This is a genomic window from Desulfobulbus oligotrophicus (assembly GCF_016446285.1).
Classification (GTDB): Bacteria; Desulfobacterota; Desulfobulbia; order Desulfobulbales; family Desulfobulbaceae; genus Desulfobulbus; species Desulfobulbus oligotrophicus.
Genome location: NZ_CP054140.1, coordinates 1740550 through 1766970, shown reverse-complemented (window position 1 = coordinate 1766970; position 26421 = coordinate 1740550). Strand labels below are relative to the sequence as shown.

Genomic DNA, 26421 nt, shown 5'->3' with positions numbered 1-26421 from the left:
CATTGAACCGGGCAGTCACTATCAACAGCAACACCCGTTACCATAAACGATTGAACAGAGTCTGCACTGTCGGCCCGCCTGGGATGATGCAACCGTACCATGGCCGCTGCGCAGAAAAGATAGCAAATAAGCTTTGACTGGACAATCGCTTTCTCCTCTGCTCTTAAAAAAACCGTACATCAAGGCGATACAACGACAGATGACAGACAGCTCTTTTTGACTTTATTGATTTTTCCAATAGGGCATGAATAATCGATTCGGCTTAAAACGACCATCAGCATCCACGCTCCCAAAACAAAGGCTTGCCGGATATTTTGGGGCAGCTGTCTGTCGCAGCCCGGCCGTCCCTCTGACCGCCCCTCCCTGGCGCGGAAGAACCGGCAGAAACACCTGTTGCACCTCTGGATACTGCAATGTCAGGCCATTAAAAGCCAGGTCGGCAATATCAATTCGATCAGCTATCTTCTCTGTCTCCAACAGACTCTGCACAATGGCGCTCCACGCCGGCAGGGCCCCCACGGATCCGGTAACCCGAAATCCCCCTCTCACCATGGGGGCGTTATGGTCATATCCGGCATACACCCCGACAGTGTACCCTCCATCGAGGACCAGGCTGGACTGATCCGCATTGAGAACAGGCACATACCCTACAAAGGCGGAGTTCCGATACTCGTTGGCTGTCCCTGTTTTCCCGAGCAGCGGATAGGGTTGACCTGATTTCCCGAGCAACCTGTTGCGATCAGCAGCATCACTGCGCAGTTTTACATGATTGAGGGCATATCTTCCCGTGCCGTACGAAATGACATTCTGGAGGATATTGGCTGTGCCGGCAGCACTTTTCGCATCCACCACCCTGACCTTATGCGCCTGTCGCGAGTAGACAACACGGCCTTCCGGTGTTTCGATCCGTTCAATGATGGCGGCACTGTCAGGGTCCACTTTGCCGTCGAGTTCGGCCAGAATTAATGTGGAGGCATCAGCCGAATCGTAGCGAAAACCTGTAATCAGGGTTTCATACATACGGGTAAGTTCCGACAAGGACACCACATTCGATCCGAGCGGAGACGATAAAACCGGTTCAAACCTGCTGTTGACACCACACTCCCTGGCAAACTGCACTAAATACTGCAGGCCAAGCATCACTCTGAAATCACGCACTTCAGCCAACACATCCAATGAGTACAGCGTATCCGGTCCCAACTTCCCCCGTTCAACGTGCAACTGCTGCTCAACCTGCTGCACAGTCGTTGCCGTGACCGTGCCGTTGAGCAGGACCTGATCCTGCCAGAATGTGTCAAGGTCGGCGGCATCAAGGAGCGTCAGATGATCAATAAGCTCAGCCGGGCTGACCGGTACCCAGTGATCCGGTAAGTTCTGGCGCAGGGTGAACACATATCGGCCGCCACCGGTACGCGCCATCTGCCCACCACTCATCGCCATAGCCGACTCCGGATCTTCAAAAATGACATCCGGATTGATACGGTGGCCGGAAAAGGCAAGATCGGTACGAAAAGCCTGCAGAGCCGGAATCAACGAACGGGCGGCATGAAAGTCATCAAAGCGCATGCGCTGCAGCTGATTGTACTCCTCTTCACGACCATCAAAAATAAAGTCCGGCTGCAACGCCCGAACCGCTCCGGCATAGGCGGCGTAATCCAGGTACTGACGTGAAATGGTAATGCCAAAGGAATCACGAATCCTCTCTCGATAACGCTGTTTATCTTCGGTTTTGCCATTCACCACACGAGGAGCCATATCCACTTTGGTCGCTAATTCCCGGATCATAGGCAAGGTAAGATGATCAGTCAGGTGATACAGTAACCAGATAACAGCGACATTTTCAGAGGTAACGCCGGCCCAGCTGAGTGATACAGAGCTAAACGGGCTGTTATGATCCGGTTGGGGTGAATAAGGCCGGTTAGAGAAGACAAAGGTCTGCCGGCTGTTACTGATCATGTCTACAGGACTCCATCCCATCTGAAGAGCTGCAGTTAACAGAAAAGTTTTAAACGTTGATCCCATCAGCCGTTTGGCAGTTGTCGCCCGATTAAAATTGAGGTTCGACATGCCGCCGCTCATGGCTCTGATCGCTCCTTCCTGGACAACAAAAGCCGCTCCCTCAACTTTGGGATATCGCTCAAGATCAAGCAGCAGGCCACCAGTTTCCACACGACCGCGGACACTGGCATACACCTTGTCGCCGACTTTCATCTGGCGCACGAGCGCTTTACGGTCCACCATCGTCGCTGTACCGGCACCCCGCGTATACATGGCATAGGCATTGGCCAGACGCGTCAATCCCGCTGCGTCAATCAGACCTTCAAGGCGACCATCATCAAAGTGCACGCGGACCTCTGGTTCTTTACCCCTGGCATCATGAACAGCAGCGATCAAACCAAAAACAAAGTTACCCGGACTGACATCCTCATCTCCCCGGTATTCCATGTCATTGTACTCGGCTTGCACTTTCGTTTGCTGGTACCCCCGCAAACGCACATCAAGCTGAGAGAGATGTTTTCGTAAAGCCTGCATGGTACTGTGCTGCACTTCCGGATCCAATGAGGTGATAATGCGGACGCCGGAAGTGGAAATGTTTGAAATACCGTTCTCCTCAAGAGAGTCGGCAATAAATGGCGTCTCCACCCCTTCCCTGACCAGGTCCATTGCCGTGCTCTGAGAAAATCCCATCTTCCCCTGCTTAAAGACAAGATCATCTGTCTGCAAAGAGGTGTACTCAGCCTCGCTGAGCATGCCTTCTTTACGCATCTGATCAAGAACGTAACGGACACGCTCGTCGATACGCTGCCGGACCTCTTCAGCATTGGCCAAATTTTTCTTTAAGAAAGGGTTATAGTAATTGGGCCGCTTGACACTGCCGGCGATAAACGCACACTCCAGTAATGTGAGCTCTTCCGGTTCCTTATCAAAAAAATATCGGGCAGCAACACCAAGCCCATGGCCATTGCCACTGACAAAAAACTGATTGGTATAAAACTCAAAGATCTTTTCCTTGCTGTACTTACGCTCCAGCCGCAAGGCGTACACCAGCTCCTTCAGTTTGGCCCTGATGCTTCGTGATTCCCGTTTAAATAAATTTTTGGCGGTCTGCTGGGTAATGGTACTCCCCCCCTGCACTACCCGACCGGCCCTCAGATTGGCAATCGACGCCCGGATGATTCCAGATATTTCAAAACCGACATGGTGAAAAAACTGCTTGTCTTCAGCGGCCAATAAAGCACTGACAAATGCTTTGGGGATATCTTCATACGACACGTACTGACGATGAATCCCCTCGAAGATCACCCCTAGTTTCGTCTGTCCGTCACGATAATAGACCGGGCTTTCCCGACCTAAAATTTCACTAATAGCTGCTTCTTCAGTCTCCGGTGCCGGTGCCAGAACAATAAAATAATAAAAACTTCCCGCTCCAAGTGCGGCAAGCAGGATCAGCAGAAAGAGAAAGAGAGCACAACAGTACTTTATGAGTTTCAGCATACAGGTTAAAAAAATATGTTTCACTTGTGCAGTTGACTGATACAATCTCCACACGATCCAAAAAAGTATCGTCAACGTGCTGCAAGCTTCTATTCATGCACACAACGCGAGAAGTTGTAGCATGTTCCTAAAAAAAAGGGTGTTTTTTTTACCGTCGCAAACAAACGACAGGTTAACACACAGCTCGGGCCACACACCCCCTTCCCTGTACTGAGAACAGAGTGGCTCCACATAAGATTTTTGCGGAAACAGCCAGTGACATTCACGTTAAATTCATCTTTTAACAGAACTCTCCTCATTAAAAACCGGGGATAGGTTGATAATCATTTCATTAATATTTGCAATCGAAAAATCGGAAAACATAAAGTACACAAAAAACAGAGCAGCGTGAAAAAGGCGGAAAAAAGAAACAAAACAACGCAAACAAAGACTTTTGCTTGTCATTCTTGTGGTGAAAAGTTAAATAGAAACGTCGTACTTTTTCTCAAACAGCAATCAGATCAAAATGATATCGCTTTAAATGCAGCATAATTCATTGCATACATCACACTATTCCATATGAAAACATCGACCACTTTGCTGACGCACTGTTTGATCCTGTTTCTTGCACTTTCCTTTTCAGCCTGTACCACGCACTCTCCAGCACCGGTTGAGTCGTACAGCAATTACGGCAAAACAGATATATCACATGATGTGGAAGAAGAGGATGTCGAGCCGGCAGAGCCCGAGGAAACCGCCCTCGAAGAACTTGAAGCACTGAATAAACCCGGTATGTGGGAGTATGGAGCCAATCAAAACTATTCTCCCGAAAAGTTCGGAATTGATCCTTCCAGATACGATTTCCCCATCACCATCAACAAACAGGTTCTGTACTACCTGGAACTCTTTCAAGGCAAACAGAGAAATTATTTCAGCCAGTGGCTCGCCCGATCCACCATCTACCAACCCTATATCGAGTCGGAACTGAAGAAGGCTGGTCTACCCCGGGATCTCGTCTATCTTGCGATGATCGAATCGGGTTTCAATCCCTCGGCCTACTCACCGGCCAATGCCTGCGGTCTCTGGCAATTTATTGCCGGTACGGGCACCCGATACGGACTCAAGATCGACTCATGGGTGGATGAACGCCGGGAACCGGAAAAGGCCACCAAGGCGGCCACGCGCTATCTCGCCAATCTGTACAATCAGTTTGGTGACTGGCATCTTGCGGTTGCAGCGTACAATGCCGGCGAGGGTAAAATAGGCAATGCCATGAAGACCCACAATGCCAAAGATTTCTGGGAGGTCGCTGTTTCCGATGGTATTTTCATGGAGACCAAACGCTATGTTCCCAAACTGATCGCTGCCATCATCATTGCACGCAATCCGGAACAGTACGGTTTCAGGAACACGCAGTACATGCAACCCACTCAATATGAGGTCATCAGTGTACCGGGCGGAGTCAGCCTTGATGCCGTTGCCGCCACCGCCAATACCTCGGTAAAGACATTGCGCTCTTTAAACAACGAGTTACGAAAAAGTCAGACTCCTCCGAGCCAAAAGTACACGCTCCGCATTCCTGTCGGCACCAAAGAACTAATTGCCGCGAATATCAATAAACTGCAACCAGTGACGACCACTGTTTTTATCACCCATGTGGTTAAAAAGAATGAAACGCTGACCAGCATCTGCAAAAAGTATGGCACCAACAAAACAGCACTGCTCAAGGCCAACAATCTCCGTTCTTCCCGGCTTCCACAAGGGCTCCGGCTTCGTATCCCGTCGACGTCAACCAAATACCTTGTGGCTCAAAAACATCAACAACCTGTTGGACGCATAGCGATTGCCGGTAAAAAAGGCAATCAGCCACAGCAAACCACCTATACGTTGAAATCCGGCGATACGCTGGAAGCTGTGGCCAAAAAACACCAGATCCCGCTTAAAAACCTTCTCGCTTTAAATAAACTTGACGCAAAAACCATTGTCAAACAGGGTCAACAGATCACCCTGCGTTCCACAGCTGCCCCGCAAAAAACAGCGGGTTCTCCTTCTGTTGCCCATAAGAACGCTTCTGTTGCAAAAATAGCGACCAACATCAAGGTGGCGGCACACAAACAAGCCTCCCCACCGACCCCAAAAGCTGGTCTTGCTAAAACACAACTCAAACCAGTGGTAAAATCTGTCGCATCCTCACCACAGAAAAAAATACCCAACACCTGGTATGTGGTCAAACAGGGTGACACCCTGTCGGGCATCGCCAAAAAATTTCAAACATCTCCTCAAGATCTTCGCAGCTGGAACAGACTCAGCAGTACAACTGTGCAGATCGGCAACAAGCTCATTGTAAAAAAAGGGTAATCCCAGCCGCAGATACGCACTTTACATATCCTCCGTCAGCAATGAATTGAGATCTTTTCAGCTCGCGATTTTGCATTTTTCGTCAACAGGGTATGATTGCAGTGTCTCTGAAGGGACTGCCATATTTCCCACACCCGGTCGACACAGGCAACCAGCACATCGGCCATGAAACGTACCGTTCTTCTCACCGGAGCAACCGGCTATATTGGACGACGTTTCGAAAAAATACTGCGAACCCGTCCTGATATACATCTGCGCCTGCTGGTTCGTCATGTTCAAAAGTTTACTCAACACCCCTCTTCTGATGTAGATATAATCGAAGGAGACACGTTGAGTTTACCGATCTTACAACACGCTCTCACCGGGGTTCATACCGCTGTCTATCTTGTACAACCGGTAGAGGAAAACCGCCGACTCAGTCACCTCAACCAGATCAGTGCCACACATTTTCTCCGTGCCTGCCTGACCCAGGGGGTTAAAAAGATAATCTACCTGAGTGGCCTTGAGGCTCATGGATCAGGTTCTTCACAGATACCAAGCCATACTGTGACGGGTAAAATACTCTCCAGCCGTCCAGACCGCATTCGTACTCTTTGGTTGCGGACAGGTATCATCATCGGCTCCGGCAGTCACAGCTTTGAAATACTTCACGATTTAGTGAAAAAAACTCCTGCCATGGTCATGCCCCGCTGGGCAGCAACCAAAACCCGGTGCATAGGGGTAGAAGATGTTATTGCTTATCTTAATGCGGCTCTTGATGTAACACCGGATGAAAACGTAACGGTTAACATCGGGCTTCCTCAGATAACCTTTCTGGAGATGCTGCGCCAGGCGGCTCAGGTCATGGGGATCCGTTGTCGGCTCTTACCCGGCTTTCCCTCTGCTCCTCGCCTCAGCTCCTCATTGCTCATGCTGTTGACGCGAGTTTCCTATCAAAGAGCAGCTGCACTCATTAAGGCATTACAAGCAAAAGCAGTGGATGAGAACACCTCTGCCAACCAGTATTTTCCCCAGATCAGACTTCACCCGTTTCCAGAGACGATACGCCAGGCTCTTGATGAAGTACACAAGGACCATGTCTTGAGCCGCTGGTGTGACTCCACCCCGGGCCCTGTCTGTGATATCGACAAACCCCTCACCACAAACCGAAAAATCTTCTACGATGTCCGTACCATCTCCATCACCGGTATAGCGCCGGAACAGGTCTTTGCCATCGTGACACGTATTGGTGGTAAAAATGGGTGGTTCTCTTATTCATTTTTATGGAACCTGAGGGGATGGCTGGATAAAATCGTCGGCGGATACGGAGTAAATCGGGGACGAAGAAAAATTTGCGACCTGCGCATCGGCGATGCTTTGGACTTCTGGAAGGTTGCAGACCTCATTCCCGACAAACGGCTGCTCCTGGTGGCCCAGCTGAAGCTCCCGGGAAAAGGGTGGTTGGAGTTTGATATTCAACAGGAGACGCTGAGACAAACTGCTGGTTTTGTGCCCAACGGTCTTATGGGATACCTGTACTGGTATGCGGTTCTTCCTTTCCACAACCTGGTTTTTCCCCGCCTCTGTCAGCAGATTGCAACTCGTGCTCTCAAAAGACAGACCTCTCTTTCTTAAAGCAAAGTGAATGCACAGCACGGTAATATCGATCTGTGACGTCTGTTGAGCTCATTTGTTATAGCTCCACAAGACAATATAGAGTACAGACTTGGCAAAAACGACCCGCACATTCATCAACCGGTAATGGCTGTATTCTGAAACTGAAGTGCGTGTGGACATTTACTATACTAACGGATCTTGCCATGCATGACAAAACGACTGCACCATCTGCACTGACCAGTGCACAGAAAAAATTCCTGCGCAGCCGGGCCCATCATCTTGCCCCGGTTGTCTATGTCGGCAAGGAGGGATTCTCACCCACCATGTGCCAGGCTCTCAAGGCTGCTTTAAAGACGCATGAGTTGATTAAGGTTAAAATTGGGCAGAACTGCCCTGTGGAAAGAAAAGTTGCGACACAGGAACTGGTTGACATCACTGGAGCTGACCTGGTGCAGTCTATTGGTCGGGTCGTTACCCTTTATCTGGCGAATCCTGACCTGCCGCCGGAAAAACAGCTTAAACTTATGACAGCCGCCACAGACCATTGATGCGATGGGCATAAGGGGAATTGAGCACGACTGTGTACCCCCAAGCAGAACGCCATCCCGCGCACAGCCGACCGGGTGCCGTTATTGTCTTTAAAAAAAGTACTGAACGCGAAAATAGCGGCTAGAGGTCTCCTCTGTCAAAGAGGTCTCGACGGTCTTCAACAAACCAATGAATGAACCTCTCCAACCCGTTTTGCAAAAAACGATCAAAATCCCAGGGGTCATTTGAGAGCATTGTCCGGCAGTCCTGCCGGATAGCATATACATAGGCTTGCTGGTTACTGCCATCAGCCAGGATAACGTTGACAAGCACACGTTCATACTTGTCACCTTCAAAGGCATCGAGCTTTTCAACTGCCTGCTCATCTAATCCCCAATAAAGCTTGCCGCAGACAAGAGAACCCTCTTGCGGCACAATCCCGGGATATTCTGAACCACGAACTCGGTATCTTGCCCAATCAATCAATGTGGCTTCCCGGCCCTCATAGGGCTGACCGGTTACAACCTTCATCACGAGTGGAGACTGTAAAGTCCCATAACAAAACAAGGCTGTTTTCTCCATACTCTCGACCACTCTTCAGCTGATTTGTGGGGCCTTTCGACTCCCTGCATTACCATTCCAACGCTACAACCATTACAGATGCTTCATTTTTCGGCAAACAACAACACGCAGTCCTTTCTCCTTTTTGATACACGCAACTGCGTACATTTCCTCCGTCCCGTCCATCGGAGTGGGGCAAGAACGACAGAATATGTACGAATCAAAACAAAGGCTGAAGTTACTCGATTATCGGTTAAATTCCAAGTGCATAAGCAGTATATCAAAAAAATCAGCCCCCCTGCAGAACCGAGAGCAAAAACCTGCCGTCAACAAAAGGTCCATTCAGCGACCATTTTTTGTACTGTTCAACAACCGGAAGGTTGAGTATAGTACAATTTTTTTTCTTAGATATATGTACTGCTGTACTCTCATGCTATCCGTACAAACAACCTGCTCCTGCAAGAGCAGGAAAACGTGTTTGTCGCTCAGTAAGAAACACCGAAGGAGACTCTATGAATAACCTGCAACAGTATGACCCTGAAATCTTTCATCTGATTGAACAGGAAGAACGACGCCAAAGGGACAAAATTCGTCTCATTGCTTCTGAAAATTATGTATCAACTGCAGTCATGGCGGCCACCGGTTCAGTTCTGACCAATAAGTACTCAGAAGGATATCCCGGGAAACGGTATTACGAGGGCCAACAGTACATTGACCAGGTTGAGAGCATAGCTATAGAACGGGCAAAAACTCTTTTCAAGGCAGAACATGTCAATGTGCAACCCTACTCCGGATCTCCGGCTAACCTGGCAGTCTACCTCGCCTTTCTCAAGCCCGGTGACACAATTCTCGGTATGGCCCTTCCCCATGGCGGCCATCTTACGCATGGCGCCAAGGTCTCCATCTCCGGCAAGTATTTCAATGCCGAATTCTATACTCTTGACGAGACCACGGGCCGCCTTAACTATGACGCTATTCGCGAAACAGCCCTGCGCTGCAAGCCAAAAATTTTAATTGCCGGCCACTCGGCCTATTCACGTATCCTGGATTTCCCTGCATTCAGAAAAATCGCAGATGCCTGTGGAGCTCTTCTGCTCGTTGATATGGCCCATTTCGCCGGCCTGGTGGTGGGAGGTGTGCATCCCACTCCCATCCCCTATGCTGATGTGGTCACAACCACGACCCACAAGTCACTGCGTGGTCCACGTGGCGCCATGATCTTCTGTAAACAAGAGTATGCTGCAGCCATTGACAAGGCCGTCTTCCCAGGCTTGCAAGGTGGTCCGCATAACAACACCACCGCAGCCATTGCCGTAGCCCTGAAGGAGGCTGCAACCGATGACTTTCGACTCTATGCGCAACAGATTGTCAAAAACGCTCAGGCCCTGGCAGCGACCCTGCTTGACAGAGGGTTCAACCTCGTTACCGGTGGAACAGAGAATCATCTCATGCTCATCGATCTGACCAACAAGGGAATAACCGGAAAAGTTGCAGCCAAAGCACTTGATGCCGCAGGTATTGTCCTTAATTACAATGCTGTTCCTTACGATACGCGCAAGCCTTTTGATCCAAGCGGCATACGCCTGGGCTCCGCTGCAGTGACTTCACGGGGGTTCAAGGAAGAGCAGATGGTGCAGATCGGCAAATGGATCGATGCCATTGTAGCCGATCCATCCAACCTTCAATTACAACAGGAAACTGCAACAGCTGTGCAACGTCTCTGTATCGGCTTTCCAGCTCCCGGCCTGGAGCACCTGGCAGCCTGAACACACAACCGACACTATACTCAAGATCAAAGGGAAGACCGGTACATATCGGCTTCCCTTTTTTCTGCCCTCACCAGGATACATCAATGTAACGATTGCACGACCGTACTGGCGTAATCGACAAGTTTTCCCGGGAAAACACCAAGCAGCGTGATCATAATGACCAAAACAATACCGCTGAGCTGCACCATCGGTCCAACCGCAATAGCTGGTCTGTCCTCAGGCTCAACCGTATAGACGACCTTGACAACCGACAGGTAGTAATAAATGGCAATGGCGGTGTTGATTACAGCCAAACAGACCACAAGTAAATGATCTGCACGCAGCACAGTGGTCAACACCAGAAACTTGCCCATAAAGCCGATAAACGGGGGTATGCCGGCCAATCCAAACAACCCGGTGGCCAGCACAAACGCGAGCATTGGCTGTCGTTTGTACAATCCGCTTAAATCATCAATTCGTACATTCTCACCACCTTGAGAAGCCTGATTAATGACCAGAAAACAGGCCAGATTCATCAGTACATAACCGGCAATATAGTAAATCGCCACGCCATATCCTTCAGCCTTGAGGGTCAGCAGTGCCAAGAGGATAAAACCGGCATGGGCAATGCCTGAAAATCCAAGCATCCGCTTCAAATCTTTTTGTACCAGAGCACAGAGATTCCCGTAAAACATCGAACACAGAGCCAGAACAGCAAGCAACTCCACGACCATTGGTGCATGACCGGTCGGCAGAATAAAAAATCGAATCAGGAGGGCTACAGCTGCAAATTTAGGGAGTGTTGCTATGACACCGGCAGTCGCATTGCATGCACCTTGATACACATCCGGTACCCAAAAATGCATGGGAAATGCGGCCAATTTGTAAAGAAAGCCGGCTTGAACCATGAGAATGGCAATCACCACAACAGGCTGAGGCGGACTGTTTCCCAAAAAGACTAAAATGTCTTTCAGATAGGTGGTACCGGTCAGGCCGAAGAGGAGGCTCATCCCGTACAGCATAAATCCGGTTGCCATGATACCAAACAGAATATACTTCATACCGGCTTCCATCTGCATACGAAGACCGGTACGATCATCCCGCATGGGAACCAGAAGGTAGAGAGCAAAAGAAGAGAGCTCCAATGACACAAGAATCGCAATAAGTTCAACCGAACTTACAAGCATCATCAGGCCGAGTACACAGAGCAGAAGGAACAGATAGTACTCTGCATGGATGTCTATACTTACCCCTTTGAGATTTTTTACAAAACCAAGGCTGATGAGCAGGGAAAAAGCGATTAATACCTTAAACAGTTGCGAATACTGATCAACAGCATACGCACCGTAAAACAGCAGCCCCTGGGAGTGAAACGAAAGCAGAGTCGCAACGAATGTTGCCGTGCCAAACACCAAAGCCACTGCGTAGGACAGTCGCTCAGAAGGTGTCTTGGCAAGACTGACCAGAAAAAGAGTCAGCGCGCCAGCGGCCAGAACAAGTTCGGGAAAGATAGTCATATATATGCCTTGCAACGTATTGCCTCAACCTGAACCGCTGACAGCGGTCCGATCATCAATGGATATGAAAACCCAAAACAGAAGGAATGCATCAATGCCACAGCACACTGGCTACCTGTTGGTGTTGTTGCCAGTCCTGCAACTGTTCAAGTAAATGGTTTACCGATCCATGGATCAGGTTAACAAAGGGCTGCGGTCCCAACCCTATCCAAAAAACAAACAGCAGGAAAGGCGTGAGCACCACTACTTCCCGAACACCGAGATCGGTCAGATACGATTGATCAGGATTAGCTGTTCCTCCCCAGACAATTTTCTGCAGCATCCTCAACATATAGGCAGCGGCCAGCACGGCACCCGGGATAGCTGCCAGGGCCAATGCAGTGTTGTGTTGGAATGCCCCGGCCAGCACCATAAATTCACCGATAAACGAATTGGTTCCAGGAAAGGCGAAAGCGGAAAGTGAAAAAAAGGTCAGCAGTGTGACAAACCAAGGCATATACCGCCCCACACCCGTTGCCAGGGCCAATTCCCGACTATGGGTGCGTTCATAGATCATACCCACTAAAAGAAAGAGAGCACCGGTCGTTACACCGTGATTGACCATTTGTAAGATTGCGCCTTCAACTCCGCGGGTGTTAAGAACGAAGATCCCCAGGGTGACGAACCCCATGTGCCCTACCGAAGAATAGGCTATCAGCTTTTTCATATCCTGCTGCGCCAAAGCAGTGAAACCACCATAAATAATACCGGCTATCGATAACCAGAGAATGGGTGTTGCTAAAAGGAAGGTGGCATCAGGTGTGATGGGCAGGCAAAAGCGGAGCATGCCGTATGTTCCCATTTTGAGCAGGACCGATGCCAGGATAACGGATCCCGCGGTCGGCGCCTCCACATGAGCTGCAGGCAACCAGGTATGGAAAGGAAACATCGGTACCTTGATGGCAAAGGCCAAGAAAAAGGCTAAAAATACAAGAATCTGAAAGGTAAGTGAATACGGTTGCCACATCATCTCAGGGATAAAGAAACTGCCTGACTTGAGATAGAGGGCTATGATGGCTACCAGAAGAAGGACTGATCCGGCAAGGGTGTACAGGAAAAATTTAATCGAAGCGTACACCCTGCGTGGACCACCCCAAACAGCTATCAGCAGGTACATCGGGATTAACATAAATTCCCAGAAAATATAAAACAGGACAAAATCAAGCGCCACAAACACGCCTATCATGGAGGTTTCCATGACCAGCAGGCAAAACATAAAAGGTGCCACCCGCTGTTGGATGTACTTCCAGGATGCCAGTACGCAAAACGGCATGATGAGCGTTGTCAGAAGGACCAGAAGAATTGAAATGCCGTCTACACCGACAATATAGTTGATGTGAAACCGTGGAATCCACGAGTAGGCTTCGGCTAACTGGTACTTCGTACTGCTGCTATCAAAACTTATGAGCAGGGGAATCGAGCTGACGGCAGTTACCCCGGTAACAAGTAACGCCCAGAAGCGGGCAAAAGTTTGTCCATGGAAAAACAGTAAGACAACAGCTCCGACCAGGGGGAGAAAAATGAGAAAACTCAGGAGAGGAAACCCCTCTTTGATAAGCAATAATTCCATCTTTCCTTCCCTTTAGAGCAACTGATAGAAAATAAAGGTGACCAGCAAAATAGCAGCAAGCGTAAACACTGCATACAAAGTCAGCTGGATTTGGCCGCTCTGCAGGATGCGAAGCCTGTTACCGGTCCCTTTCACCGACCTGGCAAGACCGTCAACGACCCCATCAATGGCGTGCCAGTCAAACCAGCTCCAAAAGCGGCTGACAACCATCAAACAATAAATGCCCACCGTCCGGTAAGCTTCCCCCCATGCTGTATCAAGCCACTGCAGTGGATGCCTGACCAGCCATAAAAAGGCGCATCCCACATGCCGGTACAGCCAATCAAGATCAACCAGGAGGCGATCAACCGGTTCAAGGTATCGTTTCAGCAAAACAAAGGCCAACGTTGCAAACCCGAGTAACTGCAGGGTTTCCACAAAATGATAGAGGGTATGTGGTGTATAGGCGGACGCATAGGGTAGAAGCGCGTAGAGAAAACCGGGCCCGGTGCCGACCAGAATACAGAGGGTGGCACCCAGAGTCATGGCGACCAGCATGTTCCAGGATGGATCGGCTGCCCGCTCCCACGTGGATCCGGTACAGTTGTTCCGTCCAAAAAAGAGGAAATAAGGCAACTTGAGTCCATTGTACAGAAAGGTTCCGGTGGCACCAAACATCAACAACCATGGAGCCCAGTTGAGGTGGTGTTCAAACCCAGCGGTGATGATCATCGATTTGCTGGCGTATGCAGCGAAAAATGGAGCCCCTGAAATCGACAGACAGCCGACAAGAGTAAAAAAGAAGGTGACAGGCATCTTGGCATGCAGTCCACCTAACTCTGTGAACTTGGTCTTCCCGGTCATGTACAAAACCGCTCCGGTTCCCATAAACAGCAGACTTTTATACAGGATATGGATAACTGCATGGGCAACGGCTCCATTGATGGCCAGCTCAGTCCCTATACCGATACCGGCAACCATATACCCTACCTGTGATACAATCGACCAGGCCAGCAGCTTACGGATATCATTTTCCATAACCGCATAAATAACACCGTACAGCGCCATGATAACGCCAAGTACGATGAGAATATCCATACCGGCAAAGCCCCGTGCCAGGGCATACACTGCTGTTTTGGTGGTAAAGGCACAGAGAAAGACCGCACCATTGAACGAGGCTTCAGAGTAAGCTTCGGGTAACCAGGAATGTAGGGGAACGATGGCGGCATTTAACCCGAAACCAATCAGAATGAGCCAGGTGGAGAGATCAGGGGCAGTGACATCCAAATGCGTGAAAACAAGATTACCCACCGAATTATAGTGTAAGACGATACCGCCAAGCAGCATAATACCGCCGATGGTATGGATAAGAAGATAACGATACCCAACCTGTATCGATTGTGGACCCCTTCTGAACCAGATGAGAAAAACCGAGGAAAAAGCCATCATCTCCCAAAATACAAAGAGGCTGAGATAATCGCCGCTATAAATGACACCAAGGGATCCAGCCGCATACAACCAGGCAGCGATGTGCTCTGCAGCCCGATCAACATGCAGTCCGTACAGCGTCCCAAGAACGGCCATCAGGGCCATGATCAGGGCAAATACCGTGGTCAGCCTGTCGATGCGACCAAAGACCAGTTGCCACTCGAGAAATGACACCACTCCGAAATTACCGGTCAATGAACTGTTGAACACCACCGTCACCAGGGTCAGCAGGGGAATGAAAAAGAGGTACGGCTGCCGCAACGGTCCACGAATGAATGGCACAAGAAACGCACCCAGTATCAGCAGCAAAGAGGGGTGGATGAAACCAAAGCTCATTCTTCTTCCTCACAGATTGGAGTCAGGGAGCGATCATATATGTCGGTCGGGGCCTGAATACCGGAACGTCCGAGCCATCGGGCAATGCCGATGATCACAACTGCGGCGATAAAACCGAACAGCGACCAGAAAAAAGGTACATGCTGCTCAGCCCACGAATGAGCGCTTCCAGAGTCAACCACTAAAGACGCACCGGCAATCAGCACCAGCAGCGTCCAACCAAGTGCAACCAGTGTTTTTTGTCGGGTTTGTAAAAAAGTCGTACAGTTGGTCATCCTGTTATCATCCATACAAATTGCATCATGAAGTTAGGGTAAATGCCGATAATCACCGAAACAGTCACCGCAATCAACAACGGGATAAGCATACTGAGTGGTGCTTCTTTAATGCCGCCCGTCACCTCTCCTTCCGGTGGCTTTCCGAAAAAAGCCTTATAGGTGACCGGCGCAAAGTAAGCGACATTCAACACCGTGGAAGCTATCAGAATGAGAACAATACCCACTTGATGTGCCTCCATCGAACCGACCAGCAAATACCATTTAGATACAAAGCCCGCTACCGGCGGTACACCGATCATGGAAAGAGATGCCACAGCAAAGGCCCCGAATGTGAAGGGCATAACTCGCCCGAGTCCACCCATTTCCGAGATACACTTCTTATGAGCTGCGATGTAAATGGCACCTGCGCAAAAGAACAGGGTTATCTTGGAGAAGGCATGATTGACAATGTGGAGGAGTCCGCCTTCTATGGCGTGTGGTGTCAGGAGCGCCACTCCGAGGATAATATAGGACAGTTGGCTCACCGTTGAATAGGCGAGTCGTGCCTTCAGGTTATCCTTGGACAGGGCAATCATCGATGCCACGATAATTGTAAAACCGACAAAGTAGGCGGTTGGTATCCCAAGGTTCAGACTGTCCATGAGATCAACGCCAAAGATGTACAACATGGTTCGGGTCGTACAGAACACGCCGACCTTGACCACAGCCACTGCATGGAGAAGGGCGGAGACCGGAGTCGGGGCCACCATTGCACCGGGAAGCCAGTGATGAAAAGGCATGATCCCGTTTTTGGCAAACCCGAAGAGACAAAAGATATAGAGCATGATCACTACCCACTCAGTAGTGGAGGCAGGGATGATGCCGGTATTGATATTGTGTGGAAAATCCAGCGTTCCGGAAAGAACATAAATAAGAATCAACGCCGGCAGGAGAAAAAATTTGGCTGTTGCGGTCAGATACACAATGTACTTTCTGGCCCCCTCATACGACTCTTCATCTTGATGATGCGCCACCAGCGGATAGGTGCAGATCGAGACAATCTCATAAAAAAGATACAGGGTCAGCAGATTGTCGGAAAAAGCCACACCTATGGCCCCGAAAATCGCCAGGGCAAAGCAGGCATTGAACCTGGTCTGGCACGGTTCATCATGGGCCCGCATATACCCCAGGGAATAGAACACGGCTATCATCCATAATGATGAAGCCACCAGGGCAAAGATCATGGAAAAGCCGTCTGCCCGAAGGGTGATCGACAGGCCGGGAAGGAGTTGAAAGATCGGGTACACCAGGGTTTGTCCGGATTGCAGTGCCGGAATAAACGACAGCACCATCAAAAACAACAAAACCGATGCGCTTGACGAGACAAACTCCCTTAAATTCGGATGTTCCCGCAACGTCATGACCACCAGACTGCCGAACAACGGTATGATGACTGCCAGTAAAAGATTCGAATTTTCTATGATATCGGCATGAACAAGAAGGGTTTCCATAGACCAGTTCTCCGTTTACCCTTGCAGGTCGACAAGATCTTCAGTGTCGACCGATTTGTAGTTCCGGTAGACGGCAATCATGATACTGACAGCAATGGCGGCTTCGGCAGCGGCAATCGCCATGATAAACAGTGCAAAAATCTGACCAGTAGCAGGATCAGGGGCTAAGAATCGACTGAACGCAATAAAATTAGTGGATGCAGCGGAAAGAAGCAGTTCGGATGAAATCAACATGCCGATGACCGTGCGTCGTGTGACCATGCCGTACATGCCAAAAGCAAACAACAGGGCGGCCAGCACCAGGTAAGTTGTCAGGCAGTTGTGCAAATTCAGAAGAAACATAGATCAACTCCTTCCCTTTCGCGCCAGGACCAAAGCACCTATAATAGCCATTAACAGAACAATGGAGATGAGTTCGAAGACCATGGAATGAGTCGTTAAAAGGGATAAGCCGATTGCCTCAATATCCCCTGATTTCTGACGTGGCCAAGGCTGCCACTGGGTTCTGGCGACGAGGACCGTCAACCCCGCAAACAGCAATCCGCCGACCCCGAGGGCAAGGGGCCCCGCCAGAGCTGCAGGATTTTTCATACCTGAGAGCTTGCCGGCATCCGGCGTAGCCATCATAATTCCAAAAGCGATCAGAACCGATACAGCGCCGACATAGATCAACAGCTGCATCATCGCCAGAAACGGACTGAGCAGATAGTAATACACTATGGCTAACCCGGAAAAACAGACAGCCAGACCGGCGATCGCACGGACTAAACGCATTGAACGCACTCGCCCCCCGCTTGCCACGGCGACAACGGCACCTGCAACAACAAGAAACACGGCCATCAGAAAGATCAACCCGACCATTGCCTCTGCAGAAAAAAGATCGGCAGGAGCTTCGGTCTGACAGATTATTTCTTGCATCTGTTCTGTTCCTCCAATCTTTTCATTAAATCCATATAGATAAAATCGTCTTTATCGAAACTGACAAGATTGTAATCCCTGGAAAAACGCAGCGCATTAAACTTACAGCTTTCAACACACAGACCACAGAGGCTGCACTTGCTGAAATCAAGGATATACCGGGTCAACACCCGCCCCTTGCCGCTCTCCGCCTTTTTACCCTCCAGTGTAATACAGTTGGACGGGCAGGCCCTGGGACAGGCCCCGCAGACAACGCAGTTCGGCAGACCGGTTTCCTCATTGCCGATCAACTCAGTATGCCCGCGAAACAACGGCGTCATGGTCGGTACTTCGTACGGATACTGTTCCGTAACCACCGGACTGAAAAACTCCCGTGCAGTGATGGCGAGCCCGGTGAGCAGGCTTTTACCGCCATAAATAATATCTGTCCAATATTGGTTCATCGTCAAAACACCTTAATCAAAGCGGCTGTAATCAAAAGATTCGCAAAAGAAAAAGGAATCAGAAACTTCCAGGAAAGATTCAGGAGCTTATAGATCTGCGTGCGCGGATAGGTCCAGCGAATCCAGATAAATGTAAAGATAAGGATATAAATTTTAATTAAAAACCACCAGACACCCGGTGTCAGACCAAGGGGGCAGTCCCACCCTCCGAGAAAGAGCGTCGTCGTCAGACAAGCACCAACCACGATGTTAAGATACTCGCCCATCATGAAAAGGCCGAACCCCATGGAACTGTATTCCGTCATATATCCGGCCACCAGTTCACTTTCCGCCTCAGCCATATCAAACGGTGCCCGGTTGGTCTCCGCAACAGAGCAGATGAAAAAAATGATAAACGAGATCCACATGGTCAGAAAATGACCATTTTCCAGACGGAAAACATTCCAGTGCCAGAACCCACCCTGCTGCTTAAGAGCGATCTCCCGCAGTTCAAGGGAGCCGGTGAGCAGCACCACTGTGATGACTGTCACCAGCATTGGGATTTCATAAGCCAGATTCTGGGAGACGGCCCGAGCCGAGGAGATGATGGCGTACTTGTTTCCGGAAGCCCAGCCTCCCAGAAGCACAGCCATCATCCCGATTGATGCCAGGGCAAAAAGTAAGAGGACAGACAGCTCAATAGCACGTGCCTGAATGTTTGCTGAAAAAGGTATCGCCACCATCGAGGTCATGGCCGGAATCATAGCCAAAACCGGTGCTGTGCGAAAAAGGATATGGTCAACACCGCGCGGAACCAGGAGTTGCTTGCTCAACAGCTTCACACCATCGGCTATTGGTTGGAGCAAACCGGCATACCCCACCTCACAGGGGCCGATACGACGCTGAATCCGGCCGGCTCCCTTTCTTTCACACCAGCCGAGATAGGCGGCATTGAGTCCGGCAAAGACCATGATACCCACCAGATAAAGCAGGGCACGCCACACACTTGTTTCCATCAATGACTCCTCCGCCGGTCAGCGATCTATTTCGGGAATAACCAGGTCAAGGCTCCCCATGAAGGCCAAAGCATCTGCCAGCAGCATGCCTTCAGCGACTTCGCCGAACAGACTCAGGTTGGAAAAGGTTGGTGAACGCAGTTTCAGTTTGTAGGGATTTTTGTCTCCATCACAGACCAGTCGGTGACCGAGTAACCCTCTGGCAGTTTCAACCGCCGAATAGTAGTAACCGGCATCGGGTTTCAACTGCCGTGGTGCCTTGCCCATCACCGGACCGGCAGGCAGCTTGTCAAGCGCCTGTTCGATGATACGCATCGACTGCTCAATTTCATGCATGCGGACCATGTAACGAGCCATGGAATCGCCTTCCGGAAAAACCGGGATATCAAAATCAAACTCCGGATAAACCGAGTACGGTTCATTTTTACGGACATCGTAGTTGATGCCTGAACCGCGGGCCACAGGTCCGGTTGCACCGTAACGACGACATTGCTCAGCTGAAACAAAACCGATATCTTTAATTCGTTTTATGAGAATAATATTGTGTGTGACCAGATCATGATACTGGCGCGGCAGACGGCTGCGAAGCCGTTTGATAAAGTCACGGGTACCGGTGATGAACTCATCGTCAATGTCGTTTAAGACGCCACCGAAACGCATGTAGCAGTACGTCAACCGCGATCCTGTGACACGCTCAAGCAGATCAATAATTTTTTCGCGATCATCAAAGGCATACAACAGCGGAGTAAAGCCACCCAGATCCAAAAGAAATGCCGCCCACCACAAGAGGTGGCTGGCTATACGGTTGAGTTCAACGGTGATAACCCGGATATACTCGGCACGTTCAGGGACTTCAATGTCGGCTGCCTTTTCAACGACCAGGGCCCAACCATGGTTAAAGGCAAGGGCATGCAGGTAATCCATACGGGCGGTATTGGGCATAAACTGAGCAAAGATGCCGTCTTCCGCCATCTTTTCATGCATGCGATGAATGTATCCCAATACCGGTTCCGCCTTGACAATATACTCGCCATCCATGGTGAGCTTCACCCGGAGGACACCGTGGGTGGCAGGGTGCTGCGGCCCCAGATTGAGAACAAAAACTTCATCCGACCGCAGATGGAGAGGAACGCTCATGGGGTATAATCCTTGAGGAGGGGATGGAAATCAGCATCTTCAGGCAGCAGGATGCGGATCAGGTTTGGATGACCCTGAAACTGTATTCCATAAAAGTCATAGGTTTCTCGTTCATGCCAGTCAGCAGCCGGAAAAACCGAGGAGACCGTCGGTACGACCGGATTATTGCGGGGAAGAAATGTTCTGACCATGACCCGGCAATGTTCACCGCCCAACCGATTGTAATCGTACACCACTTCAAGTTGCTGTCGCTTGAGCCAATCAACGCCGGTAATGGCCTCAAGGAAGAACCCCTCCCTGTCCATAATACCGGCCACAGGCACCACCTGGTCTGGAAGGCAGACGATATCAAGATGATGGCCATACCTGCCTGCATCAGTCCACAGCACTCCGACAGTCGGCGTATCAGCAGTCTGCGACTCCTCTTTTTCAGAATCAGCGACCTGAGGTTCATCCTTTACCAGTGGTTCAGAAGACACATCACACAAGGGGAAAAGCGGTTGCAATGCCTGCTGAAGTTTTTCGCATATCGTCATAAGATTGCCCTCTTCAGCACGACTCTACTCGCGGCCAACGCCGTTTGCCGGTTATCTTTTCCTCAAGGGTCATAATACCCTCAAGCAATGCTTCGGGTCGGGGAGGGCAACCGGGGATATAGACATCTACAGGAAAAAGTTTGTCCGCTCCCTCAATCACATTATAATTGTTTTTGACTTTAAACGGTCCGCCACTGATGGCGCAGTTCCCCATGGCAATCACCCATTTGGGTTCAGGCATCTGGTCGTACAGTGTTTTAACGGCCAGCTCGAGTTTCTTATTGATGGTTCCGGCGACGATCATCACATCACTTTGTCGCGGAGAGGGTCGAAACACTTCAGCCCCGAACCGGGAGATGTCGTAACGGGAACCACCGGTGCACATCATCTCAATGGCGCAGCAGGCAAGCCCGAAGGTCATGGGCCACAATGAATTGGCCCGACCGAGATTCAGCAGCTTATCCAGTTGTGCAAACTGAACTATCGACGAAGGTACACTTTCTATTGACGAAGGTACGCTTTCTTCTCCCATGTAAAAACTCCTTTGCGCCAGGCGTAAACAATGGCCAATGAAAGGATGGCAACAAACAGTACTATTTCAAAAAAGTCCTGAACGCCAAGTTCCGGATGGTTGTAAGCAACCGCTGCGGGAAAAAGAAAGATGACATCAACATCAAAGGCGAGGAAAATCAAGGCGTACAGGTAATAAACGATACCAAAACGAATCCAGGCGGTACCGATGGGTTCCATACCGCACTCGATCAACTGATCAGTGCGGTCGGCTGTCTGTCTGGTATGTGAGGTGGGGCTCACCAGCTTGACTATGATGATCGGCCCGACTCCGAACAGGAGGGCTCCCATTAAGAAAATGGCAATGTAGATGATGTCGGTGAGAACAACCTGATCCATTTCCGCTCCTTCGTCAGCCATGAGACCGGTATCAATTCAACTGATACTTCATATCAACACAGCTTATTAAATTACCGAATACCCGCTTCTGTGTCAAGCACAATTTAAAAGTCTATGGATATCGCGCTGGCCAGCCATGATATTTTCTCGAACAGTCGAAAAAACGTTGACCAATTTCCGGAACGTGTTACGGTTACTGCTGTTTCAATTTAGATCATGAATCTCTTCAGTCAAACTGATACAGCTGTACTGATACGCTATGCCAATTACTTTCCGGCAGATAGAAATATTCATTGCCGTCGCTGAAACACAACAGGTCACACGGGCCAGCAAAAAATTACTGCTTACTCAGTCTGCTGTCAGCATGGCCCTTGGTGAACTGGAGAACCAGTTGGGTGGTCACCTCTTTGACCGACACGGTCGAAGCTTACTGCTCAATGATCGTGGTCGCTACCTCCTCCCTCTTGCCAAAAATATCTTACATCAGGTCGCCAATATTGAGACCATCCTCACGGAACAGCAGGATGTTGTTGCCGGCGTTCTCGAAATAGTCGCCAGCACCACCCTCGGTAACTACGTTCTCCCCTATCTCATCGGCACCTTCATGCACCTCCACCCGGAGGCACATATCAACATGCTGGTCGTCAATACCATGACCGCAGAAAAGTTAGTAGCCACGGGTCAGGCTGATCTTGGTTTTGTGGAAGGGGATATCAATGTGGATGCGCTGGTAGCCACCCCATGGTTTGAAGACGAGCTGGGAATTATTGTCAGCTCAACCCATAACCTGGCCAAGAGAACAACCTTTCGGATTCCGGACGATCTTAAGGAAACAAGTTGGGTTATGCGGGAAGAAGGATCAGGGACAGCTGAGATCTTTACAAAAAAACTCGGCCGCCACGCTTCTTTCTTACGAGTAGTCACTAAAACCGGCCACACTGAGGCCATAAAAAAGGCGGTGGAAGCCGGTGTGGGTGCGGCCTGTCTCTCTATGTTGACGGTCGGTCGAGAGGCTGAGGAGGGTTGGCTTAAAATTTTACCCATTGAGGGTATGGACATGAGCCGCCAGCTCTGGATCATTCAGCACAAGGACAAAATCATCACCCGTTTGATGGCCGAGTTCCTCCGATTCTGTGAGGTTGTGGCCAAAAATCATCTTGGCCGTGAATGCCTCTCTTCCCCCTGGAAACTGCAGTCTCTCCTCAATAAAAGTCAACTCTCGACACCGCCGGCAGACAGCTGACTTTCCTCCGCGCTCCTTCCAGGCGAACCAGCTGCCCGGCATGCGATCAATCGGCGGCCGCTGCCGCATCAGTTACTGAAGAGCTGCCAAGGCCTGCTGAATACGCACCATCCCCTTTTCAATGATGTCCATGGAGGTGGCAAAGGAAAATCGAACAAAATCATCAGCGCCGAACGCTGCTCCCGGCACAGAGGCAACCTGAGCCTCACTGAGGAAATAATCGGCAAGCGAGACTGAACCATCAATGGTGGTGCCGCGGAAGGACCTGCCATAATAGGCTGAGAAGTTAGGGAACACATAAAAAGCACCCATGGGTGCAACACAGGTGACGCCCGGTAACGCGTCCAGGGCCTCAACAATATAGGATCGACGCGGAATGAACGCCTCACGCAGCAGATGAGGAAATTCCTGGGGCCCGGTCAGGGCCGCCAGTGCAGCATACTGGGACGGCGCTGCCGGATTGGATGTTGACTGGCTCTGGATTCTGTTCATCATCCGGATAACATCACGCGGGCCGATAGAGTAGCCGATGCGCCACCCGGTCATGGCAAACGATTTGGACACACCGTTACACAGGACTGTCTGTGCTTTTAACCGCGGGTCGACATGCAAGATGTGCGGCACTTTCCCTTCACCGTAATACAGGTCTTCATACATATCATCGCTGATGATCAACCAACCGTTCTCATAAGCCAGCTTACCGACCTCGGCGAGGGCCTCATAGGAGTAGACAGCTCCCGTGGGGTTTGACGGACTGTTTAAAACAATAGCCTTGGTTTTTTCCGTTGCACACTTGAGCAGGATCTCGGGAGCAATATCAAAATGATCTTCCTCTTTCAGGGGGACGGTGACCGGTGTGCCACAGGCCAACTGAATCATGGGTGGATATGAAACCCAATAAGGTGCAGGGACAAGCACTTCGTCGCCGGGATTCAGAATCGCCTGAAAGATATTGTAAAGACCATGTTTGCCGCCACAGCTGATCTGGACATCTTCGGGTTCATACTCCCAGCCCTGCTCTTTCTGCAGCTTATCGCAAACAGCTTGGCGCAATTCCAGGATTCCGGCAGCAGGTGTATAACGGGTGCGTCCGTCGTCAATGGCCTTCTTTCCCGCCTCGCAGACATGAGCCGGTGTTTCCAAATCAGGCTCACCGACACTGAAGTTTAACACATCCACCCCGGCTTCCCGCAAAGCTTTGGCCTTGGCATTGACCGCCAGTGTCAATGAAGGTGCAATTTGCAGAACCCGGTCAGCCAAGACAAATTTTTTTGAAAAAATCATCGCCCCCCTTCCTCTTGTTTCTCTGTTGGTAAAAAAAGCAGTGCGCTGTAACGTGTTTCATCAAAATGCACAAGAACAAAAAACAACTCTTGTTAAAAATACAAAGAACTACGGTTCAACATAAACCGGACAGGGGCGCTGCGAATCATAATTTCGATAGGCTGGATCATCTGCCTGCGGGTGACATTCAAGACACAGACCGACCCGCAGGATACGTCGAAGTTCTTCGCCATTAAAGGGTCGCAAGTTGGCACGAGAGCCATGCTGCAGAGGAGTACCATCGATGGTCACAAAATTGTCAAAACCGGGTGTCCGGCCATGTTCATTTTCCACACCGCGATCAACCGGAGTAAAGTGCCACTGCCCGTTCTTCTTCTCAACACTCCCCTCTCCCAGTCCAACTGTTTTTGAAGAGGCGTGACAGTCTTTACACGTCCGGCCCTTAGCCTGGATGGTGTGCGGGTTGATGGCAGCCATCGTAAACCGGTTAAACCCGCCCTCTGCCGCACCCTGCTCGTCAACAAGCGTGACCAGATCCTGGCATCCGGGAGTGACTATCACCACCTCCTCTCCCCAGACAGCAAGCATTGGTCTCTCATAGCGGATGTACGACCGTCCCTCCTCCCACCAGCCCGGGGTCTCTTTCAACGTCAGTTTATCAAGATGTGATTCCCGTTTATCGCGCTTTATATGGCACCCGTAGCACTGGGGGACCCAGGAGGAATGACAGGCCGAACAAGAGACCCGTTTATGCGCCGGCATCAGACAAACCTGCTGTGATGCCGGCCGGAGCAACCGTTCTTTTCCATCAACCTTACCAGTAAGAAACCATTGGCCCTGTTTGCGGGAAAGGTTATTCAACGGATTGTTTTTACGGGTTAACCCGGGGCTGTCGCTATGACAACTTGCACACGTTATCTCAATTTGCTCCTCATAGTGTGCATAGCTGGTCCCATCACCCATGACTTCCTCACGGGTGTGACAATCAATGCACTCCATCCCCTTTGCATGGTGAACATCATCAGCTATCTGCAAGTAAAAACGATCACCGGGCAGCCGTTGCGTGGTCTGCTCCCCCTTCTCATAAGGGGTTCCATACCCTTCAGATTCGAAAACCCCCGTGTACGACAGGCCGATCCGGGCGGACCGGTTATGACAGCGCACACAGTTTTCCGTTGGTATCTGTTTAACCACCTGAGGGTGGGGAAGACTTTTTTTGACTGCCTTCAAAGTCTTGTCAGAGAGTTCCGTGGTGACCGTATTTCTCGGTACCTCTGAGGGAAGGATGTAATGGCAGGCTGAACAACCACCACCCTTCTCGTTAAAAAAGGCGGGTGCACCGGGCAGATCGTTCTTCTGTTTCCACAAATGGCAGGTTGCACATAACTTGCGGTAGTAATCAAGGGCAAGGGAGTTTTTACCGGTCTTCAGCAGTTGCTCAACGCTTATGTCAGCATGCTGGTGCTCCTCTTCTCCCCAATAGTACAGGAGTGTTGCTAAAATACCCCGATTTGTCGCCATCAACGAGTTTTTCACCTTACCGATATCAGCGGGATGACACCCCTCGACACCACAGGTCTTTTCAACCCATCGTAAATCACCGGGGTTGAGCACCATACCCGCATGCGCCTTGTCCTTATCAATAGCCAACGGGTCACCGAGATGACAGGGTGAACAGCCGACGACTAAACGATCATGGGCGCCATCCAGCTTTTCATCGGTATGGCAATTCAAGCACATTTCAACCATACCGGAGGTGGTCACGGCAAGCTGTTCCGGTCGCGAAGTTGTATATTCACGGGTGATGAGAACACCGACCAAAACAAGGGCAACGAGAACAAAGGTTATAATCGGAGCAGGATTTTTAGACGACCGGGCCATAGTGCATGTAGATTGTCTCAGATACGCATTGAGATTGGAAGAGATGGGCAGGTTTATCTAAGAGACAGAACAAAGCAGCGGCAAAAAAACAATACTACAGATCTGAGGATATC

23 protein-coding genes are annotated in these 26421 nt (G+C 50.2%); 6 read left to right on the top strand and 17 right to left on the bottom strand.

The window, feature by feature from the left end; translation table 11 throughout:
- Positions 1-222 precede the first annotated feature (222 nt).
- Complete coding sequence (locus HP555_RS07990) at positions 223-3495, bottom strand: transglycosylase domain-containing protein (RefSeq protein ID WP_199261315.1); 3273 nt, start codon at positions 3493-3495, stop codon at positions 223-225.
- A gap of 387 nt (positions 3496-3882) precedes the next feature.
- Between HP555_RS07990 and HP555_RS07985 the strand changes: the two genes are divergently transcribed.
- From HP555_RS07985 to yhbY, 4 genes are all read left to right on the top strand, one after another.
- On the top strand, positions 3883-4026 hold the full coding sequence (locus HP555_RS07985; RefSeq protein ID WP_199261306.1) for a hypothetical protein: 144 nt from the start codon (positions 3883-3885) through the stop codon (positions 4024-4026).
- A 27-nt stretch (positions 4027-4053) separates the two neighbouring features.
- Positions 4054-5832, top strand: coding sequence for a LysM peptidoglycan-binding domain-containing protein (locus HP555_RS07980; protein WP_199261304.1), 1779 nt, complete (start codon positions 4054-4056; stop codon positions 5830-5832).
- A gap of 165 nt (positions 5833-5997) precedes the next feature.
- Positions 5998-7446, top strand: coding sequence for an SDR family oxidoreductase (locus tag HP555_RS07975; RefSeq protein WP_199261302.1), 1449 nt, complete (start codon positions 5998-6000; stop codon positions 7444-7446).
- A gap of 185 nt (positions 7447-7631) precedes the next feature.
- Positions 7632-7976, top strand: a complete 345-nt coding sequence (gene yhbY, locus HP555_RS07970; protein ID WP_199261300.1) for a ribosome assembly RNA-binding protein YhbY — start codon at positions 7632-7634, stop codon at positions 7974-7976.
- Positions 7977-8097: 121 nt separating this feature from the next.
- On the opposite strand, the gene HP555_RS07965 is transcribed toward yhbY, so the two are convergent.
- Positions 8098-8538, bottom strand: a complete 441-nt coding sequence (locus HP555_RS07965; RefSeq protein ID WP_269846836.1) for a gamma-glutamylcyclotransferase family protein — start codon at positions 8536-8538, stop codon at positions 8098-8100.
- 491 nt (positions 8539-9029) lie between these two features.
- On the opposite strand from HP555_RS07965, the gene HP555_RS07960 reads away from it, so the two are divergent.
- Positions 9030-10283, top strand: a complete 1254-nt coding sequence (locus HP555_RS07960; protein WP_199261296.1) for a serine hydroxymethyltransferase — start codon at positions 9030-9032, stop codon at positions 10281-10283.
- An 83-nt stretch (positions 10284-10366) separates the two neighbouring features.
- On the opposite strand, the gene HP555_RS07955 is transcribed toward HP555_RS07960, so the two are convergent.
- The 13 genes from HP555_RS07955 to HP555_RS07895 form a co-directional block, all read right to left on the bottom strand.
- A complete protein-coding gene (locus tag HP555_RS07955) occupies positions 10367-11782 on the bottom strand; it encodes an NADH-quinone oxidoreductase subunit N (RefSeq protein WP_199261294.1) in 1416 nt (471 codons plus the stop codon).
- A gap of 91 nt (positions 11783-11873) precedes the next feature.
- Positions 11874-13391 carry a complex I subunit 4 family protein gene (locus HP555_RS07950; RefSeq protein ID WP_199261292.1) on the bottom strand — a complete coding sequence of 506 codons (1518 nt, stop codon included), beginning with the start codon at positions 13389-13391 and terminating at the stop codon, positions 11874-11876.
- A 12-nt stretch (positions 13392-13403) separates the two neighbouring features.
- Positions 13404-15194 (bottom strand): Na(+)/H(+) antiporter subunit D, encoded by a 1791-nt coding sequence (locus HP555_RS07945; RefSeq protein ID WP_199261290.1) that lies wholly within the window; start codon positions 15192-15194, stop codon positions 13404-13406.
- A complete protein-coding gene (locus tag HP555_RS07940) occupies positions 15191-15484 on the bottom strand; it encodes a hypothetical protein (protein ID WP_233249111.1) in 294 nt (97 codons plus the stop codon). The genes HP555_RS07945 and HP555_RS07940 overlap by 4 nt, the downstream gene beginning before the upstream one ends.
- Complete coding sequence (locus HP555_RS07935; RefSeq protein WP_199261288.1) at positions 15466-16962, bottom strand: monovalent cation/H+ antiporter subunit D family protein; 1497 nt, start codon at positions 16960-16962, stop codon at positions 15466-15468. The genes HP555_RS07940 and HP555_RS07935 overlap by 19 nt, the downstream gene beginning before the upstream one ends.
- A 15-nt stretch (positions 16963-16977) precedes the next feature.
- Positions 16978-17304 (bottom strand): NADH-quinone oxidoreductase subunit NuoK, encoded by a 327-nt coding sequence (gene nuoK, locus HP555_RS07930; RefSeq protein WP_199261286.1) that lies wholly within the window; start codon positions 17302-17304, stop codon positions 16978-16980.
- Positions 17305-17307: 3 nt separating this feature from the next.
- Complete coding sequence (locus HP555_RS07925; RefSeq protein ID WP_199261284.1) at positions 17308-17880, bottom strand: NADH-quinone oxidoreductase subunit J family protein; 573 nt, start codon at positions 17878-17880, stop codon at positions 17308-17310.
- Complete coding sequence (locus tag HP555_RS07920; protein WP_199261282.1) at positions 17868-18323, bottom strand: NuoI/complex I 23 kDa subunit family protein; 456 nt, start codon at positions 18321-18323, stop codon at positions 17868-17870. Before HP555_RS07920 ends, HP555_RS07925 begins: the two co-directional genes overlap by 13 nt.
- Positions 18324-18325: 2 nt before the next feature.
- Entirely contained in the window at positions 18326-19318 is a 993-nt protein-coding gene (nuoH, locus tag HP555_RS07915) for an NADH-quinone oxidoreductase subunit NuoH (protein WP_199261281.1), read from the bottom strand.
- Between the two features lie 18 nt (positions 19319-19336).
- Complete coding sequence (locus tag HP555_RS07910; RefSeq protein ID WP_199261279.1) at positions 19337-20455, bottom strand: NADH-quinone oxidoreductase subunit D; 1119 nt, start codon at positions 20453-20455, stop codon at positions 19337-19339.
- Complete coding sequence (locus tag HP555_RS07905) at positions 20452-20991, bottom strand: NADH-quinone oxidoreductase subunit C (protein ID WP_199261277.1); 540 nt, start codon at positions 20989-20991, stop codon at positions 20452-20454. Before HP555_RS07905 ends, HP555_RS07910 begins: the two co-directional genes overlap by 4 nt.
- 13 nt (positions 20992-21004) lie before the next feature.
- Positions 21005-21523, bottom strand: a complete 519-nt coding sequence (locus HP555_RS07900; protein WP_199261275.1) for an NADH-quinone oxidoreductase subunit B — start codon at positions 21521-21523, stop codon at positions 21005-21007.
- Positions 21493-21900, bottom strand: coding sequence for an NADH-quinone oxidoreductase subunit A (locus HP555_RS07895; RefSeq protein ID WP_199261273.1), 408 nt, complete (start codon positions 21898-21900; stop codon positions 21493-21495). The genes HP555_RS07900 and HP555_RS07895 overlap by 31 nt, the downstream gene beginning before the upstream one ends.
- Positions 21901-22159: 259 nt before the next feature.
- Here HP555_RS07895 and HP555_RS07890 point away from each other — a divergent pair, with 259 nt between their 5' ends.
- Positions 22160-23143, top strand: coding sequence for a LysR substrate-binding domain-containing protein (locus HP555_RS07890; protein ID WP_199261271.1), 984 nt, complete (start codon positions 22160-22162; stop codon positions 23141-23143).
- Positions 23144-23215: 72 nt separating this feature from the next.
- Here HP555_RS07890 and HP555_RS07885 read toward each other — a convergent pair whose 3' ends face one another.
- A complete protein-coding gene (locus HP555_RS07885) occupies positions 23216-24427 on the bottom strand; it encodes a pyridoxal phosphate-dependent aminotransferase (protein ID WP_233249110.1) in 1212 nt (403 codons plus the stop codon).
- 108 nt (positions 24428-24535) lie between these two features.
- A complete protein-coding gene (locus HP555_RS07880; RefSeq protein ID WP_199261269.1) occupies positions 24536-26308 on the bottom strand; it encodes a hypothetical protein in 1773 nt (590 codons plus the stop codon).
- Positions 26309-26421 lie beyond the last annotated feature (113 nt).